Source organism: Streptomyces antimicrobicus (assembly GCF_020532625.1).
GTDB lineage: Bacteria > Actinomycetota > Actinomycetes > Streptomycetales > Streptomycetaceae > Streptomyces > Streptomyces antimicrobicus.
Genome location: NZ_JAJAUY010000035.1, coordinates 20,939 through 36,960 on the forward strand (window position 1 = coordinate 20,939; position 16,022 = coordinate 36,960).

17 protein-coding genes are annotated in these 16,022 nt (G+C 73.1%); 8 read left to right on the plus strand and 9 right to left on the minus strand.

The annotated features are described in order from the left end of the window. Positions 1-216: 216 nt before the first annotated feature. The 4 genes from LG632_RS12040 (at position 217) to LG632_RS12055 (ending at position 3,769) form a co-directional block, all read left to right on the plus strand. On the plus strand, positions 217-726 hold the full coding sequence (locus LG632_RS12040; RefSeq protein ID WP_226726993.1) for a M48 family metalloprotease: 510 nt from the start codon (positions 217-219) through the stop codon (positions 724-726). Beyond that, positions 723-2,033 (plus strand): MAB_1171c family putative transporter, encoded by a 1,311-nt coding sequence (locus LG632_RS12045; RefSeq protein WP_226726994.1) that lies wholly within the window; start codon positions 723-725, stop codon positions 2,031-2,033. Before LG632_RS12040 ends, LG632_RS12045 begins: the two co-directional genes overlap by 4 nt. Continuing rightward, entirely contained in the window at positions 2,030-3,139 is a 1,110-nt protein-coding gene (locus LG632_RS12050; RefSeq protein WP_226727018.1) for an NsdA family TPR-like regulatory protein, read from the plus strand. Before LG632_RS12045 ends, LG632_RS12050 begins: the two co-directional genes overlap by 4 nt. Positions 3,140-3,274: 135 nt before the next feature. After that, positions 3,275-3,769: a DUF3574 domain-containing protein gene (locus LG632_RS12055; RefSeq protein ID WP_226726995.1), complete on the plus strand. Its 495-nt coding sequence runs from the start codon at positions 3,275-3,277 to the stop codon at positions 3,767-3,769. Positions 3,770-3,826: 57 nt separating this feature from the next. Here the strand turns inward: LG632_RS12055 and LG632_RS12060 are convergent, their stop codons facing one another. After that, positions 3,827-4,975, minus strand: coding sequence for a glycerate kinase (locus LG632_RS12060; protein ID WP_226726996.1), 1,149 nt, complete (start codon positions 4,973-4,975; stop codon positions 3,827-3,829). Between the two features lie 142 nt (positions 4,976-5,117). On the opposite strand from LG632_RS12060, the gene LG632_RS12065 reads away from it, so the two are divergent. Genes LG632_RS12065 through LG632_RS12080 form a run of 4 tightly spaced genes read left to right on the plus strand, consistent with a single transcriptional unit; the run spans position 5,118 to position 8,388 of the window. After that, positions 5,118-6,860, plus strand: a complete 1,743-nt coding sequence (locus LG632_RS12065; RefSeq protein WP_374203461.1) for a BCCT family transporter — start codon at positions 5,118-5,120, stop codon at positions 6,858-6,860. 37 nt (positions 6,861-6,897) lie between these two features. Continuing rightward, complete coding sequence (locus tag LG632_RS12070; protein WP_226726997.1) at positions 6,898-7,392, plus strand: NUDIX domain-containing protein; 495 nt, start codon at positions 6,898-6,900, stop codon at positions 7,390-7,392. After that, complete coding sequence (locus LG632_RS12075) at positions 7,389-7,832, plus strand: hypothetical protein (RefSeq protein WP_226726998.1); 444 nt, start codon at positions 7,389-7,391, stop codon at positions 7,830-7,832. The genes LG632_RS12070 and LG632_RS12075 overlap by 4 nt, the downstream gene beginning before the upstream one ends. A gap of 40 nt (positions 7,833-7,872) precedes the next feature. Continuing rightward, positions 7,873-8,388 carry a hypothetical protein gene (locus tag LG632_RS12080; RefSeq protein WP_226726999.1) on the plus strand — a complete coding sequence of 172 codons (516 nt, stop codon included), beginning with the start codon at positions 7,873-7,875 and terminating at the stop codon, positions 8,386-8,388. A gap of 7 nt (positions 8,389-8,395) precedes the next feature. On the opposite strand, the gene LG632_RS12085 is transcribed toward LG632_RS12080, so the two are convergent. The 8 genes from LG632_RS12085 to LG632_RS12120 form a co-directional block, all read right to left on the minus strand. After that, on the minus strand, positions 8,396-9,343 hold the full coding sequence (locus LG632_RS12085; protein WP_226727000.1) for an MASE1 domain-containing protein: 948 nt from the start codon (positions 9,341-9,343) through the stop codon (positions 8,396-8,398). Positions 9,344-9,430: 87 nt separating this feature from the next. Then, a complete protein-coding gene (locus tag LG632_RS12090; RefSeq protein WP_226727001.1) occupies positions 9,431-10,312 on the minus strand; it encodes a PP2C family protein-serine/threonine phosphatase in 882 nt (293 codons plus the stop codon). A gap of 94 nt (positions 10,313-10,406) precedes the next feature. After that, on the minus strand, positions 10,407-10,994 hold the full coding sequence (locus LG632_RS12095) for a methylated-DNA--[protein]-cysteine S-methyltransferase (protein ID WP_226727002.1): 588 nt from the start codon (positions 10,992-10,994) through the stop codon (positions 10,407-10,409). Positions 10,995-11,012: 18 nt separating this feature from the next. After that, the gene (locus LG632_RS12100) at positions 11,013-12,497 is read right to left on the minus strand and encodes an AlkA N-terminal domain-containing protein (protein ID WP_226727003.1); all 1,485 of its coding nucleotides are present in this window, start codon (positions 12,495-12,497) and stop codon (positions 11,013-11,015) included. 127 nt (positions 12,498-12,624) lie between these two features. After that, positions 12,625-13,407 (minus strand): CDP-diacylglycerol--serine O-phosphatidyltransferase, encoded by a 783-nt coding sequence (gene pssA / locus LG632_RS12105; protein WP_226727017.1) that lies wholly within the window; start codon positions 13,405-13,407, stop codon positions 12,625-12,627. A gap of 61 nt (positions 13,408-13,468) precedes the next feature. Then, on the minus strand, positions 13,469-14,116 hold the full coding sequence (locus LG632_RS12110) for a phosphatidylserine decarboxylase (RefSeq protein ID WP_226727004.1): 648 nt from the start codon (positions 14,114-14,116) through the stop codon (positions 13,469-13,471). 176 nt (positions 14,117-14,292) lie between these two features. Then, on the minus strand, positions 14,293-15,498 hold the full coding sequence (locus LG632_RS12115) for an acyl-CoA dehydrogenase family protein (RefSeq protein ID WP_226727005.1): 1,206 nt from the start codon (positions 15,496-15,498) through the stop codon (positions 14,293-14,295). A gap of 2 nt (positions 15,499-15,500) precedes the next feature. Further along, the gene (locus LG632_RS12120; protein WP_226727006.1) at positions 15,501-16,013 is read right to left on the minus strand and encodes a MaoC family dehydratase; all 513 of its coding nucleotides are present in this window, start codon (positions 16,011-16,013) and stop codon (positions 15,501-15,503) included. Between the last annotated feature and the right edge of the window lie 9 nt (positions 16,014-16,022).

Genomic DNA, 16,022 nt, shown 5'->3' on the forward strand with positions numbered 1-16,022 from the left:
ACCCGTGCGGTGGTCGGCTCAGATGCTCCTCCACTCCGGCGGCGCCGCAGGGGATGATGGTCACGTGGCCGGCTCCGGGGTCACCGGGGTCAAGAGCCGTGAGACGTAGGCGTGTCGGGGCGGTCGTCGGGGGCCGCCGGAGGACTGAGCATGAAGTTACCCGGCTCTGGGACACCGATGTCGGAGGCCAGGCGGCGCAGGCGCCGCCTGAAGGAGGTGCACCGCACCTGTCAGGCCCTGCTCGCGGAGTGGGGCATGGAGCACGGCTGCGGGATCGAAGACCTGCACCGCTACCTCAGTGAGCGGCGCGAGCGCCCGATCCACCTGATCCCGGCCGCCATCCCCGACCGTCACCTGTTCGGCCTCTGGCTCGACATGGACGAATGCGACCTCGTGGTGTTCGAGAAGTCGGCCACCGCGTCCCACAAGGAACACATCATCGCCCACGAACTCGCCCACATCGCCTTCCAGCACCGCGGCTCGGTCCGGCTGGACGACGCCGCGCCCGGCGGGTCGTTCGCCGACCTCGACCCGGCGGCCGCCCGCAGCGTGCTGCTGCGCTCCCGCTACAGCGACGAGGAGGAGCAGGAGGCCGAGACGCTCGCCTCGCTGATCCTCGCCCGCGCCGCGAAGCGGTGGACCGAACCGGCCTGGGGCGTCCCCGCCGAGGCCGCCGACATCGTCGCGCGCATCGAGTACGGCCTCGGCAGACCGGAGCACGAGTGAGCGTGGTCTACGCCGTCCTGGCCTGGGTGTGCACGTTCGTCGGCCTCGCCGCGTTCGCCTACCGGTTACCCGAGGCGCTGCGCCGCCGCGGGGACGTCGCCCTGTGGGCGCTGTGCACGTACTTCCTGTGCTCCGGGATCAGCTTCCTGGTCGACCTGGACCTGCTGCGGCTGCACATCTCCGCCTTCTTCGGGCTGCCCAACATCACCTCCCTGATCACCCAGGTCGCCGTCGTCGTGCTGACCGCCGCCCAGCAGGTGGTCCTCGTCTACTGGTCCGCCCCGCCGGCCGAGGCCCGCCGGATGGCCGTCCGGCGCGTCACGTTCTTCACCGCAGCCCTCGCCGTGCTCGTCGCGGCCTCGTTCGTCGTCGGCCCGGTGTCCAAGGCCGAGACCGCGACCTCGACCATCCTGCTCAGCATCCAGGACGGCCACTACGCCCTCTACATGTCCTTCTACCTGCTGATCTGCGCGGTGGGGCAGTTCGAGACGGTCCGGCTGTCGCTGCGTTTCACCCGCGTGGCCAACCGCCAGTGGCTGGCCGTCGGCATGCGCACCGTCACCGTCGGCGCGAGCCTGATCCTCGTCTACTGCGTCACCCGGGGCATCCAGATCGCCGGTACCCGGCTGGGCTTCGACGGCGCCGGCCTCGACCCGGTGCAGTGGACCTGCGGCAGCGTCGGCGCGCTGCTCCAGGTCACCGGCTGGACCATCCCCGCCTGGGGCATCCGCATCACCCGTGCCCGCGGCTGGCTCCACAGCTACCGGGCCTGCCTGCGGCTGCGCCCGCTGTGGCGGGCGCTGCACCGGGCGACCCCGGACATCGCGCTGGACCCGCCCCGGTCCTGGCCGCGCGAGCTGCTGCCGCCGCGGGACCCGCACTACCGGCTGTACCGGCGCGTCATCGAGATCCGCGACGGCCAGCTGATGCTGCGCAGCTGCCTGTCCCTGGAGGACTTCGTCCGCGTGGCCCGCTCCCTCGGCCTGCCCGAGGACCCGACCACACCGCTCGGCGAGGCCCTCCAGGTCCGCGCCGCCCTCGACCGTGATCCGGACGGGGACGAACGCACCGACGCCGACGCCGACGCCGACCACCCGGCCGATGCCGATGCCGATGTCCGTGCCGGTGCCGGGGGCGCCTCCTCCGGTCTCCCCGCGCGCCCGCCGCACGAGGACTTCCGCCAGGAGGTGGCCTGGCTGACCGCCGTGGCCGCGGCGTTCACCGCCCTGGAGCGCACCCGGCGCCGAACTCCGCAACGGGACCCGGAACCGGACCCCGCCCCGACCCTCCGCGAGGCGGGCCGGTGAACGGTACGGACGCCAAGACGGACGGCGGCGGTACGCACGGCGGCGGTACGCACGGCGGCGGCACCGACCCGCGTACGGACGTCGGTGCCGACTGTGCTGCGGACCCCGCTGCGGACCCCGCTGCGGACCCCGCTGCGGCGCCAGACGCGAGCGCGGTGCTGCGGACCACGCGGCGGCTGCTGGAGGTCGACGCCGCGCAGGGCGCACGGGCGGCCGTGCCGCTGGTGCGGCGGGCGCTGCGGCGCGTCCCCGGCCGGGCCGCCGACCCCGTCGCCGCGCCGGCCCCGCCCGCTCCGGGCCGCGGCACCGCGGTGTCCGACCACCTGGCCGCCCTCGCCGAGCTGTGCGAGGTCATCGGCTGGATCCTCTTCGACGCCGGCCACTACGCCGCCGCGCACCGCATGAACGCCCGGGCGCTGACCCTGGCCGAGCGGTGCGGCGACCGCTGGACGGCCCGGCTGGTGCTGCTCAACCACAGCATGCTCCAGTCGCGCACCGGGCGGCCCCGGGCCGCCTTCCGCACCGCCGCCCGGGTGGCCGGGCCGCGCCCGCTGCCCGCCCGCGTCGACAGCCTGGTCCTGGTCCGCCAGGCGCACGCGGCCGCCCAGCTCGGCGGCCGGGACGCGGCCCTGGAGCTGATCTCCCGCGCGGGCAGCCGGTTCCTGGACGGGCTCTCCCGCCACGACCCGCCCTGGGCCTGGTGGATCGACCGCACCGAACTCACCGGCCACCAGGGCTGGGTGATGTCCCGGCTGAGCCTGTGGGACCGCGCCGTACCGCTGCTGCACGAGGCGGCCACCGCGCGGGGGCCCTCGTACCGGCACCTGTTCACCGCCGAGCTCCTCGCCGCGCTGGCGCGGGCCGGGGATTGGCGCGAGACGGAGGCGCTGATCGCCGACGTCGCCCCGCGCGCGGCCGGCATCGGCTCGGCCCGGACCACCGAGGCCCTCGCCGGTACGGCCGCGGCCCTGCTCCGCGACCCGCACGCGCCGGTCCCCGTACGGGACGCGGCCGTGCACCTGCTGGCGTCGCTGCCCGGACCGGCCGCCCCGGACCGGCCGGACGAGGGACCGGAGCCGGGCGGCGGCCGGAGCCATCCGCGCTGACACGTGCCGTCCCCGACGGCCCACGCGGTCCCGCGGCCCGTCCGCTCGCCCCTTCCCCGAGGCTCGCCCCTTCCCCGATCCCCGGCCCGGACCCGACGTCCGGGCCGGCACCCCGACCCGACAGAAGAGGACCCCATGCCCCAGATCAAGATCAGCACGCCGGCGGCCGCCTTCCTCGCACTGGCCGCCTTCCTGCTGGCCTTCGGCAGACCCGTCGCCGACGCCACCCTCGCCGGCCCGGACGCCGCCCCGGCGACCCGGCAGGTCGCCACCCAGGAGGACACCGCCGACCGGCACGGCAGCGCGTACGTCTCCACGCACCTGTACTTCGGCACCGGCCGCCACGGCGGCCAGCCGCCCATCCCCGAGGAGGAGTTCCTGCGGTTCGTCGCGGAGGTGATCACCCCCCGCTTCCCCGCCGGTCTGACCCTGCAGGAGGCCCGCGGTCAGTGGCGCGACAAGGAGGGCGACATCAACCGTGAGCGCTCGTACGAGCTCACCGTGCTGTACCCCGTGACCGAGGCCCACCGCCGTGACACCGACATCGAGTACATCCGCCGCGCCTACTGCCTGCGCTACGGCCTGGAGTCCGTCGGCCGCGCCGACGTCAAGGCACGCGCCGACTTCTGATCCCCCGACCCGGCCGCCGCCCGCCGGGTCCGTCGACACGGCCCGGCGGGACCGGCGTCACAGGACGTCGGCCGCGATGTTCGCCGCCACCCGCTCCAGCAGGGGACCGGCGTTCGCGATGCACTTCGCCGGGTCCGGCTCCAGCTCCGTCAGCGGGTAGGCCCGGCGGATGCCGGCCGCCTGGAGGGTCTGCTGCTCCAGCAGGAGGCGGCCGCAGACCGCGACGACCTCCTTGCCCGCCGCCCGCGCCGCCGCGGCCACGCCCGCCGGGGCCTTGCCGTGCAGGGTCTGCTCGTCCAGCGAGCCCTCGCCGGTGATCACCAGCGTGGCCCGCTCCAGGGCCGGGGCGAAGCCCAGGACCTCCAGCATCAGCTCGATACCGGGCCGGAAGCTCGCGCCCAGCAGCAGCGCGCCGTAGCCGATGCCGCCCGCGCCGCCGGCGCCCGGCGAGGCCGCCAGCTCCGCGGCCTTCGGGCCGATCGCCTTCTCCAGGACCCGGGCGTAGTGCGCCAGGGCCGCGTCGAGTGCCGCCACGTCCTGGGGCGAGGCGCCCTTCTGCGGCCCGTAGACCGCCGCGCAGCCCTTCGGGCCGGTCAGCGGGTTGTCCACGTCGCTGGCCAGTACGAAGTCCACCTCGGCGAACCGCGGGTCCACCCCGGACAGGTCGGCCGACGCCAGCTCCGCCAGGGCGCCGCCGCCCGGGCCGACCGGCTCGCCCGCCGCGTCCAGGAACACCGCGCCCAGCGCGGCCAGCATGCCGGCGCCGCCGTCGGTGGTGGCGCTGCCGCCCACGCCGAAGACGATCGTCCGCGCGCCCGCGTCCAGCGCGGCCTTGAGGACCTCGCCGGAGCCGTACGTGGTCGCCGTCAGCGGGGCGAAGACACCCGCCGGGAGCAGCTGCAGGCCCGAGGCCTCCGCCATCTCGACCACCGCGGTGCCGTCGCGCAGGGCGAAGGCAGCCGTCACCGGCTCGCCGAGCGGTCCGGTGACCCGTACCTCCCGGCGTTCGAACCCGGCCGCCACCGCGGCCGCGACCGTGCCGTCGCCGCCGTCCGCGACGGGGAGGGTCTCGACCTCCACGCCCGGTACGGCCGTGCGAAGACCCGCCGTCACCCGCTCGGCGACCTGTACGGCCGTGAGCGAGCCCTTGAACTTGTCCGCGGCGATGAGCACGCGCGCGGCCTCAGATACTGCTCCGTCCGTCACCTTGCTATCCCTTGCTTTCGAACAGTGCAGTCGCGCCACCCCGAGCCTATCCGGAGGATCCTCCTATGCCCATGGGTGGCCTGGGCCACACCCGGCGTGCCATGACCATAAAGGATGATTTGCACCCCCATAGTGGGGCCGCATGAGCATGGATTCACCGCCCCCGGCCCTCCAGGGCGAGCGCGCCGGCACCCCGGGCGCCGCGGACGGCCCCGAGGGGTCGCCCGACCGCGCCGTCGTCACCGTCGGGGTGCTCGCCGTCCTGGCGGTGGTCGGCTGGGCGGCGCTCGGCGAGGACTCCTTCGACGCGGCGTCGGGCAGCGCCCTGGGGTGGGTCCTGAGCAATTTCGCCTGGCTCTTCGTGATCGCCGCCGACGCCTTCCTCGTCCTGTGCGTGGTCCTGGCGATCAGCCGCTTCGGCCGGATCCGGCTCGGCGCCGACGACTCCGAGCCGGAGTTCAGCAACCTCGCGTGGATCGCCATGATGTTCAGCGCCGGCATGGGCATCGGCCTGATGTTCTACGGGGTGGGGGAGCCCCTCACCCACTACCTGGCGCCGCCCCCGGCCAGCGGCGCCGCGCCCCGCACCGGCGGGGCCGCCCTCGCGGCGATGGAGTACTCCTTCTTCCACTGGACCCTCACCCCCTGGGCGATCTACGGCATCGCCGGCCTGGCCCTGGCCTACGCCACCTTCCGCAAGCGCCGCGGCAACCGCCTGTCCGCCGCCTTCGTCCCGCTCATCGGCCTGCGCCGGGCCGGGGCCTGGCCCGGCAGGGCCATCGACCTGCTCGCCGTCTTCGCCACCGTCTTCGGCACCGCGACCAGCCTGGGCCTGGGCGCGCTCCAGGTCGCCGAGGGCCTGAACCTGACCGCCGGGGTCGAGGACTCCACCGGCCTGGAACTGATCATCATCGGTTCGCTGTCCGCGGCCTTCGTGCTCTCGGCCTTCTCCGGCCTGCACAAGGGCGTCAAATGGCTCAGCACGCTCAACATCGTGCTCGCCGCCGCCCTGATGCTGTTCGTCTTCCTGCTCGGCCCCACCGTCTACATCCTCGACGCGATCCCGGCCGGCGTCGGCGGCTACCTGGAGGAACTGCTGCCCATGGCCACCCGCACCGGTGCCTTCACCGACAGCGCGTGGCTGGGCGCCTGGACCGTCTTCTACTGGGCGTGGTGGCTGTCCTGGGCCCCGTTCGTCGGCACCTTCATCGCCCGGATCTCCCGCGGCCGCACCATCCGCGAGTTCCTGATCGGCGTCCTGCTGGTGCCGTCCGGCGCGACCGTCGTCTGGTTCTGCGTGATGGGCGGCACCGCGATCCGCCTGGACTCCACCGGCGCCGCCGACCTGGCCGCCGCCGTCGAGGACGGCGCGGAGGCCTCGCTGTTCGCGATGCTCGACGCGCTCCCGCTGGGCACCCTCACCTCGTACGTGGCCATGGCCCTGGTCATGACGTACTTCGTCACCAGCGCCGATTCCGCCTCCCTCGTCATGGGCTCGCTGACCAGCCGCGGCTCGCTGCACCCGCCGACCTGGCTGGTGGTCACGTGGGGCGTGCTGATGGCCGCCGTGGCCGCCGTCCTGCTGGTCGCGGGCGGGCTGAAGTCCTTGCAGACCGCGACGATCCTCGTCGCCCTGCCGTTCGCCGTCGTGATGCTCCTGCTGTGCTGGGCGCTGCTGAAGGAGCTGCGCGAGGACCCGGGCGCCGGGACGGCCCGCCACCCCGCCCTGCACGGGCTGCGCGACGCCGTCAAGGCGATGGTCGGCGACGCCGTCACCGAGCGGGCCCCCGTACGCCACCCCAGGCTCCACCGAGCCGCCGGGGCCCGGGCCCGCGACCGCGAGGAGCCCTTCGGCCCCGACGCGGGCCCGGGCCCCGGGGCATGATCGCGGAGCACCCCCGGGGCTGGGTAGGGTTGCGGCTGTGACCTCCTCCACTGACTACGCCCGCTACATCGCAGGCCTGCCACGGGTGCTCGCGGGAGCGGCCGCCCTCTTCCGTGACGCCGCCGGGCGCGTGCTGCTGGTCGAGCCCAACTACCGCGAGGGCTGGGCGCTGCCCGGCGGGACCATCGAGTCGGACCAGGGCGAGTCGCCGCGTACGGCCGCCCGCCGGGAGAGCGCCGAGGAGATCGGCCTCGACGTTCCGCTGGGCCGGCTCCTCGCCGTGGACTGGGTGCTCGGCACCGGACGCCCGCCCCTGGTCGCGTACGTCTACGACGGCGGGGTGCTCGACGAGGAGCAGCTGGCGGCCGTCACGCTCCAGGAGGCGGAACTGCTGTCCTGGAAGCTCGTCGAACCCGCCGAACTCGCCGCGCACCTGCCCGGACCGCTGGGCCTGCGGGTCCAAGAGGCCTACCGCGTCCTGGAGTCGGGCGAAGGCACCGCCGAACTGGAGAACGGACGACGCCCCGCATGACCATGCACACCCTGGAGATGTACGCCTGGCCCAGCACCAGCGACGAGGGCCCGGACGCCCTGCCGATGGTGCACTTCACCACCGAGCAGCTGGTCGGCGACGAGGTCACCCCCGAAGGGGTGCCGGTCTGGCTGTTCGACACCGCGATACGGGACGGCGGTTGGGTCCACTTCACCGACTACGAGGGCTGGGCGAGCACCGCCCCCGGCTGGAACGCCGTCTACCGCCAGGAGGACGACGCCCTGTTCGTCACCGGTCCCGGCGCCTGCGAGGGCTGGTACCAGGGCTACCTGGGCGCCCCGGAGGACTGGCGCGCGGCGGCCGACGCGCAGCGGAAGCTGGTCCTGCTGACGGCCCCCGTCCAGCACCCGTCGTACTACGCCCACGCCGTCGAGCAGGGCGCGGCCTTCGCCCTGCTCGTGCCGCTGGACGTGATCTGACGGTCCGGCGGCAGAGCGGGCGGCGATAGGCTCCGCACCCGTGGACGACATACGACGTACGACCGTGGGCTTCACCGGGACCCTGACACGGGACGAGTTCGACGAGGCGGTGCGCGCCTGGGGCACCCTGCGGCGCCTGCGGCTGCTCGTCGTCGTGGCCGCGGTCCTGATCGCGCTGCTGAACGTGCGGCTCACCGCCGACGGCGGCTCGGTGCACCTCCCCGGGCTCGCCGCCGCCCTCGCCTACCTCGTGTTCGGGCTCCTGACGCCCCGGCTCGTCGCCGGCCGGATGTTCCGCGTCGACCGGGCCAGGGGCCCCAAGCGGTGCGTGATCGACGGCACCGGCATCACCGTCTCGCACGGCGACGAGGAGATCCTGCGGGCGCCCTGGCGCAGCCTGACCCGCTTCCACGAGACCGAACGGGCGTACGTGGTGACGGGCCGGGTCGGCTGGAAGAGCTGCATGGCGGTCCTGCCCAAGCGGCTGCTCTCCGGTCCCGGCGAGGTCGAGCTCGTGGGGGCCCTGCTCGACACCCACCTCGGGCGCCGACGCTGACCCGCCGTCACCGCGGCCGGCCCGAGCGGAGCTGGGCGATGACCTCCTCCAGCTCCTCGCAGGCCTCCTCCACCTTCAGCCGGATGTTGTTCTGCTCGGTGACCAGGGCCGACAGCAGCAGGCCCGTCAGGGCGGCGGCGCCGTTGAGGGCCTGGAGGTTGACCATCACCTCGAACCAGGTGTGACCGGCGAACGGGCCGTCGCGTTCGGTGGCCGCCCCGATCGCCACCACCGAGACGATCAGCACACAGGGCGCGGCGCCGGGCAGCTGGAACCGTACCGCCGCCCAGATGATCACCGGGAACACCAGGAACAGCAGGGAAAGATCGCTGTGCACGGCCGCCAGCGTGACCAGCGCCGTCGCGGCCAGCATCACCGCCGCCTCCAGCGCCCGCAGGAGCTCGACGGGCAGCTCGGGCCGGCGCACGCACAGCAGCACCGGCGTGAGCACCAGCACCCCCATCGCGTCACCGGCCCACCACGCCGACCACACCGTCCAGGCCCCGCTCTCCGGCACGCTGCCGGTGGCGAGCAGCACCACCGTGCCGGTCGTGGAGCTGATCAGCATCGGCAGCAGCCCGCCCAGGAAGACCAGCGCCAGCCCGTCGCGCAGCCGGTCCAGCTCGGTACGGAACCCCGCCCGGCGCAGCAGTGCCCAGGCGCACAACGGCGCGAGGGTGTTCCCGATCAGGATGGCGACCGAGGTGTGGTCGAACGGGCTGATCGAGGTGATCACGAGGTACGTGCCGAGCACGATCCCGGGCCAGATCCGCGGCCCCAGCCGCAGCAGGGCGGCCAGTGCGATGCCCGTGGGCAGCCACAGCGGGGTGACGTGCGCGCCGTCGACCACGATGCGCCGGAGCAGGCCGATCCGGCCGCCCGCGTAGTAGGCGGCCGTGACGAGCAGGATCCACCCCACGGTGGTGGCGGGTCCCCGCCATCGCTCGATGCGCACCACCGTATGAGACAACGGCCCCTGCCGCAGACGGAGCGTGACACGCGCGCGGCGCCCCGCCCGGCCCGCTCCGGAGCCCGCCCGGCCCTACCCGGTGTGCCCTGCCCGGCCCTCCCCGGGCCGGCCCTCCGGCAGCGGCACCGGCCCCGGTGCCGCCGCGTCGTGCCGCAGTACCAGGACGGCCGCGTCGTCGAGGTGACCGGTGGAGTCGGCCACCTTCATCACCTCGGCGGCCAGGTCCTCGGGGTCGGCGCCCGCCCCCTCCCGCACCACCCGGGACACCGCGGCCAGCCCCGCCTCCAGCGGGAAGCCGGGCCCCTCCAGGATGCCGTCGGTCACCAGCACCCAGGCCCCGGCCCGGGTCAGCCGGTGCCGGGTCACCGGATAGCCGGCCCCCGGCAGCATGCCCAGGGGCAGGGCGCCCTGGTCCTCGGCGATGCCGTGGTCGCCGTCCACGGTGGCCCACACCGCCGGCACATGGCCGGCCCGGGCGCTCTGCAGCTCCCAGCTGTCCGGATCGAACAGGAAGAAGCTGCAGGTGGCGAAGAGCCCCCGGTTGACGGACAGGAGCAGGTCGTTGACCCGGCTCAGCACCTCGCCGGGGTCGTCCACGGCCGTCGCCACGGCCCGCAGCGCGATCCGGACCTGGCCCATGAACGCCGCCGCCTCCACGTCGTGGCCCTGGACGTCGCCTATGGAGAACGCGAGTGCGCCCTGCGGCAGCCGGAAGCCGTCGTACCAGTCGCCCCCGATGTCCAGCCCGCGCCGGGCGGGCTGGTAGCGGGCGGCGATCCGCAGCCCCGGCAGGGCGGGCAGCGAGGCGGGCAGCATCTCCCGCTGGAGGGCCTCGGCCAGCTCCACCCGGGCGCGGTGGAACTCCGCGCCCTCGCGGGCCTGGGCCGTGAGCCGCCCCAAGGTGGTCAGGAGATCGTCGGCACTCGCCGACCGCGGGTGACGACGCGGGGTCATGGGCTGCTCCGATGAGACGTCCGCCCCCATCCTAGGCCCGGCCCCCGTTCTCCGCTCGGCCGCCGCCGCACCCCTTGCGACCAGCGCAAAGGCCCTAGAAGAGGGCCTGCGGCCCCGCCGTGCGCCCGCCCGACTCGAAGGCCAGCAGACGCTCCTTGCGGTCCAGGCCGCCGCCGTAGCCCGTCATGGCGCCCGAGGCCCCGATCACCCGGTGGCAGGGGACGATGATTCCGATCGGGTTCTTGCCGTTGGCCAGGCCCACCGCGCGCGAGGCGCCCGGCTTGCCCAGCTCGGTCGCGAGCCTGCCGTAGGACCAGGTCTCGCCGTACGGGATGCGGACCAGCTGGGCCCACACGCTGCGCTGGAAGTCGGTGCCCTCCAGGCGCAGCGGCAGGTCGAACGTGGTCAGCTCGCCCGCGAAGTAGGCCGCCAGCTGCCGCGCGACTTCGGGGAACGGCTCCTCCTCGGGACCCACCCGCTCGCCGAAGGACTCCTCCGGCGGCCGGTGCCGCTGCCCGGTCATGTACAGGCCGGACAGGACCGAGTCGGTGGCGACCAGGGTGAGCGGGCCGTAGGGGCTGTCGACGACGGTGTGCTGCCGGGTGCCCGTGGTGCGGGAGGCCGTGGTGCGGGTGCCCGCGGTGCGGCGGGGGTTCGTGGTGCCGGTGGGGGCGGTGCTCATGCTGCTGTCCTCACGTCGTCAAGCGGGCAGGTGGTTGATGGGGTGGGAGTCGGTCGCCCACAGGTACTGCACGGCGTACGCCCGCCAGGGCCGCCAGGCCGCCGCGTGGGCGGTCAGCGCGGCCGGGGTGGCGGGCAGCCCGAGACCCCGCGCGGCCCGCCGGACCCCGAGGTCCGACGGCAGGAACGCGTCCGGGTCGCCGAGCGCCCGCATCGCGATCACCTCGACCGTCCACGGCCCGAACCCGGGCAGCGCGGCCAGCCGGGCCCGGGACGCCTCCCAGTCGCTGTCGATGCCGAGCGGCAGCGAGCCGTCGGCCAGGGCGCCCACCAGGGTGGTCAGCGTGGTCCGGCGGGTGCGCGGCAGCGCCAGCGCCTCCGGGTCGAGGCCGGCCAGGGCCTCGGCGGACGGAAACAGGTGGGTCAGCCCGCCGTCCGGGTCCGGGTCGGCGACAGGCTCCCCGTGCGCGGCAACCAGCCGGCCGGCGTGCGTCCGGGCCGCCGCCGTGGAGACCTGCTGCCCGAGGACCGCCCGTACGGCGAACTCGGCGGCGTCGACGGTCCGCGGCACCCGGCGCCCGGGCGCCTTGTCCACGACGGGCGCGAGCAGCGGATCGCGGCGCAGCTGCTCGTCGACGGCCTCGGGGTCGGCGTCCAGGTCCAGCATCCAGCGGCAGCGGCTGATCGCGAGGGTCAGGTCCCGCAGGTCCGTCAGGGCCAGCTGGCAGCCGATGTGGTCCGGCTGCGGGGTCAGCGCCACCACGCCGGTGCCGTAGGGCAGCCGCAGGGTGCGCCGGTAGGCGCCGGCCCGCCACTCCTCGACGCCGGGGACGGCGGTCGCGGCGAGGTGGCCGAACAGGTTCTCGGGGTTGAGCGGGGCCCGGAACGGCAGTCGCAGGGACAGCACGCCCGGCAGCCGGGGCTCCCCGGCCCGCCGGCCGCAGCGGCTGCGGGAGCGCAGCTCGCTGGGGGAGAGGGCGAAGACCTCCCGGACGGTGTCGTTGAAGGTGCGGATCGAGGAGAAGCCCGCCGCGAACGCCACGTCGGCCATCGGCAGCTCGGAGGTCTCGATCAGCAGCCGCGCGGTCTGCGCGCGCTGCGCCCGGGCCAGCGCGAGGGGACCCGCGCCGAGCTCGGCGCGCAGCTGCCGCTCCACCTGCCGGGTGGAGTAGCCCAGGCGCGCGGCCAGACCCGGGACGCCTTCCCGGTCGACCACGCCGTCCCGGATCAGCCGCATGGCCCGGGCCACGGCGTCGGCCCGGGCGTTCCACTCCGGGGAGCCGGGGCTGGTGTCGGGGCGGCACCGCTTGCAGGCCCGGTAGCCGGCCTGCTGGCAGGCGGCGGCACTGGGCAGGAAGGTCATGTTCTCGACCTTGGGCGGAACGGCCGGGCAGCTCGGGCGGCAGTAGATCCCGGTGGTCCGGACGGCGGTGAAGAACCAGCCGTCGAACCGGGCGTCCTTGGACTGGACCGCCCGTACGCAGCGCTCGGTGTCGGTGTGCATGGCTCCAGCATCCGGGGTGCGGAGGGTCGGGGCTGGCGGTTTTCCGACATCAAGACGAGGCCGGAAACGCCGCGGGCCCCGGTCGCCGTAGGGGCGGCCGGGGCCTGCGTACGCACGGTGCGGCGGGCTAGTGGACCTGGCTGGCCCGGGCCTCGCGGCGGTTGTGGCGGAAGGTGTTGACCCGCCGGGTGGTGGCGAACAGCGGAATGGTCGCCGCCAGCACGATCTGCAGGGCGCAGCCGGTCTGGAGCAGCAGCTGACCGCCGGGGGCGTCGAAGGCCCAGGCCGCCAGCAGGCCCATGGCGCCCACGATCCAGCTGAGCATCGCCACCGCGAGGACACCGCGCGGCTTGGGGTACTCGACCCGGCTCACCATCAGCCAGGCCACGCCGACGATCGCCAGCAGGGTCGGGACGAACGGCAGCTCCAGCAGCACGATGGAGACCACCGTCAGCGCGCCGAAGGGGCTCGGCATGCCCTGGAACATGCCGTCCTTCATGGTCACGCAGCTGAATCTCGCGAGGCGCAGGACCACCGCGAGCAGCACCACGATCGCAGCGAGCGCCGACACCCGCTGGTGCGCGTCGTCGGCGACCATGCCGTAGACGAGCACGAAGTAGGCGGGCGCCAGACCGAAGCTGATCAGGTCCGACAGGTTGTCCAGCTCGGCACCCATCGGGGAGCTGCGCAGCTTGCGCGCCACCAGCCCGTCGCAGAGGTCGAAGACCGCGGCGAGGAGCATCAGTATGACGGCGGTCGCGGCGCTGTGGCGCGCCATGCCCGTCTCGTCACTGCCGGTGAGGTGCGGGATGAGGATTCCGGTGGTGGTGAAGTACACCGCCATGAATCCGCACGTGGCGTTGCCGAGGGTGAGGGTGTCCGCTATCGACAGCCGCAGCGAGAGGGGCATCTCCTCGCCGTCGGCCTCCTCCTCCGCGGCCTGGGGAACCCAGTCGGTGCGTGATTCGGGATCAGTCACGGTCAATTCGAGTCACCCCCGCGGTGGTGGCCTGACCGACTTCGACCGCGACCTCGACACCCTCCGGGAGGTAGATGTCGACGCGCGAGCCGAACCGGATCAGGCCGATGCGCTCGCCCTGCTCGACCTTCGTGCCGGCCGGCACGTAGGGGACGATGCGACGGGCGACCGCGCCGGCGATCTGCACCATCTCGATGTCGCCGAGCTCGGTGTCGAAGTGCCAGACAACGCGCTCGTTGTTCTCGCTCTCCTTGTTGAACGCCGGCACGAAGCCGCCGGGGACGTGCTCCACGGACGTCACCGTGCCCGCCAGGGGCGCGCGGTTGACGTGGACGTTCAGCGGGCTCATGAAGATCGCGACCCGGGTCCGGCCGTCCTTCCACGGCATGATGCTCTGCACCACACCGTCGGCGGGCGAGATGACCCGGCCCTGAGCGATCTCGCGCTCGGGGTCGCGGAAGAACCACAGCATGCCCGCCGCCAGAGCGGTGGCGGGCACGGCCGCCGCGGCCCAGCGTCCGGACTTGCGGGCCCGGGCGAGGCTGAGCGCCGCGGTGGCGACGGTCGGCAGAAGCCACGGCGATGCTCCGCGCGCGAGGCGGACGCTGCCGCGAGGTGCAGAGGTTTGGCTGTGGGGCATGGATGACCTTCGTAGCGGGTGATTGCCGCGCCGCAAACAGGGGGACGGGACGGCGGCTTTACTGGAATGCTATCGGTTGCGCGCAACAACTGGGCAAGCCAGAAGCCGAGTCGATGGCCGGAACCTCGTGACTGGATGTGACCCTTTTCGCGGACAAGGTGGTACGAAAAGGACTTTCAGCCCTGGATCCGGTACTCCTCGAGCAGCCGTCGCCCAATGATCATTTTCTGGATCTCGGCGGTACCTTCACCGATCAGCAGCATCGGCGCCTCGCGGTAGAGCCGCTCGATCTCGTACTCCTTCGAGAACCCGTACCCGCCGTGGATGCGGAAGGCGTCCTCCACCACCTCCTTGCAGTACTCGGAGGCGAGGTACTTCGCCATCCCTGCTTCGAGGTCGTTTCGTTCCCCTGAGTCCTTTTTGCGTGCTGCGTTGACCATCATGGCATGAGCCGCCTCGACCTTGGTAGCCATCTCGGCCAGCTTGAACTGGATGGCCTGGTGCTGAGCGATCGGCTTGCCGAAAGTGTGACGTTGCTGGGCATAGGAGACACCCAGTTCGAACGCACGCTGCGCGACGCCGCAGCCACGGGCCGCCACGTTGACGCGGCCGACCTCGACGCCGTCCATCATTTGGTAAAACCCTCGGCCGGTGACCCCTCCGAGCACACGATTGGCCGGAATGCGCAGTCCGTCCATGATCAGCTCGGTGGTGTCGACCCCCTTGTAGCCCATCTTGTCGATCTTGCCCGGGATGGTGAGGCCGGGGCGGACCTCTCCGAAGCCGGGCTCCTTCTCGACCAGGAAGGTCGTCATCGACTTGTGGGGGGCGGTGCCCTCGGGGTGTCCTTCGTCACTTCGGACCAGGACGGCGACCAGCGTGGACGAGCCGCCGTTCGTCAGCCACATCTTCTGACCGTTCAGGACGTACTCGTCGCCGTCCTTGACCGCCTTCGACGTGATCGCCGACACGTCGGAGCCGAGGGCCGGCTCCGACATCGAGAAGGCGCCGCGGACCTCGCCCAGCGCCATGCGCGGCAGGAAGTGGTCCTTCTGCTCCTGGGTGCCGTGCTGCTTGAGCATGTACGCCACGATGAAGTGCGTGTTGATGATGCCCGAGACGGACATCCAGCCGCGGGCTATCTCCTCCACGCACAGGGCGTAGGTGAGCAGCGACTCACCGAGACCGCCGTACTCCTCGGGGATCATCAGACCGAACAGGCCGAGCTCCTTGAGCCCGTCCACGATCGCCTGGGGGTACTCGTCGCGGTGCTCCAGCTCGGTCGCGACCGGGATGATCTCCTTGTCCACGAACTCGCGGACGGTCTTGAGGATCTCCTGCTGGACGTCGGTCAGCCCGGCGGTCTGGGCGAGTCGTGCCATGGCTACTTCCCCTGTTCCTTCAGCTCGGGCCGGCCGGGCTGCTCGCCGCCGCGCTCCTTGATGTACGTCTCGGTCGGGACCATCACCTTGCGCCGGAAGACGCAGACGAGGGTGCCGTCCTGCTTGTAGCCCTTGGTCTCCACGTACACGATGCCGCGGTCGCTCTTGGACTTCGACGGGGTCTTGTCCAGGACCGTGGTCTCGCCGTAGATCGTGTCGCCGTGGAAGGTCGGTGCCACGTGCCGCAGCGACTCGATCTCCAGGTTGGCGATGGCCTTGCCCGAGACGTCCGGCACGGACATGCCGAGCAGCAGCGAGTAGATGTAGTTGCCCACGACCACGTTCTTGCCGAAGTCCGTCGTCTTCTCGGCGTAGTTCGTGTCCATGTGGAGCGGGTGGTGGTTCATGGTGAGGAGGCAGAAGAGGTGGTCGTCGTACTCCGTGACCGTCTTCCCGGGCCAGTGCTTGTAGACCGCCCCGACCTCGAACTCCTCGTACGTGCGTCCGAACTGCATGGGATCAGG

Excerpts from the sequence above, each read along its gene's own strand:
- LG632_RS12065 (WP_374203461.1), top strand. The coding sequence starts at position 5,118 with ATGAGCATGGATTCACCGCCCCCGGCCCTCCAGGGCGAGCGCGCCGGC.
- LG632_RS12120 (WP_226727006.1), bottom strand. The coding sequence starts at position 16,013 with ATGCAGTTCGGACGCACGTACGAGGAGTTCGAGGTCGGGGCGGTCTAC.
- LG632_RS12090 (WP_226727001.1), bottom strand. The coding sequence starts at position 10,312 with ATGACCCCGCGTCGTCACCCGCGGTCGGCGAGTGCCGACGATCTCCTG.
- LG632_RS12115 (WP_226727005.1), bottom strand. The coding sequence starts at position 15,498 with ATGGCACGACTCGCCCAGACCGCCGGGCTGACCGACGTCCAGCAGGAG.
- pssA (WP_226727017.1), bottom strand. The coding sequence starts at position 13,407 with ATGCCCCTCTCGCTGCGGCTGTCGATAGCGGACACCCTCACCCTCGGC.
- LG632_RS12100 (WP_226727003.1), bottom strand. The coding sequence starts at position 12,497 with ATGCACACCGACACCGAGCGCTGCGTACGGGCGGTCCAGTCCAAGGAC.
- LG632_RS12095 (WP_226727002.1), bottom strand. The coding sequence starts at position 10,994 with ATGAGCACCGCCCCCACCGGCACCACGAACCCCCGCCGCACCGCGGGC.
- LG632_RS12055 (WP_226726995.1), top strand. The coding sequence starts at position 3,275 with ATGCCCCAGATCAAGATCAGCACGCCGGCGGCCGCCTTCCTCGCACTG.
- LG632_RS12110 (WP_226727004.1), bottom strand. The coding sequence starts at position 14,116 with ATGCCCCACAGCCAAACCTCTGCACCTCGCGGCAGCGTCCGCCTCGCG.
- LG632_RS12075 (WP_226726998.1), top strand. The coding sequence starts at position 7,389 with ATGACCATGCACACCCTGGAGATGTACGCCTGGCCCAGCACCAGCGAC.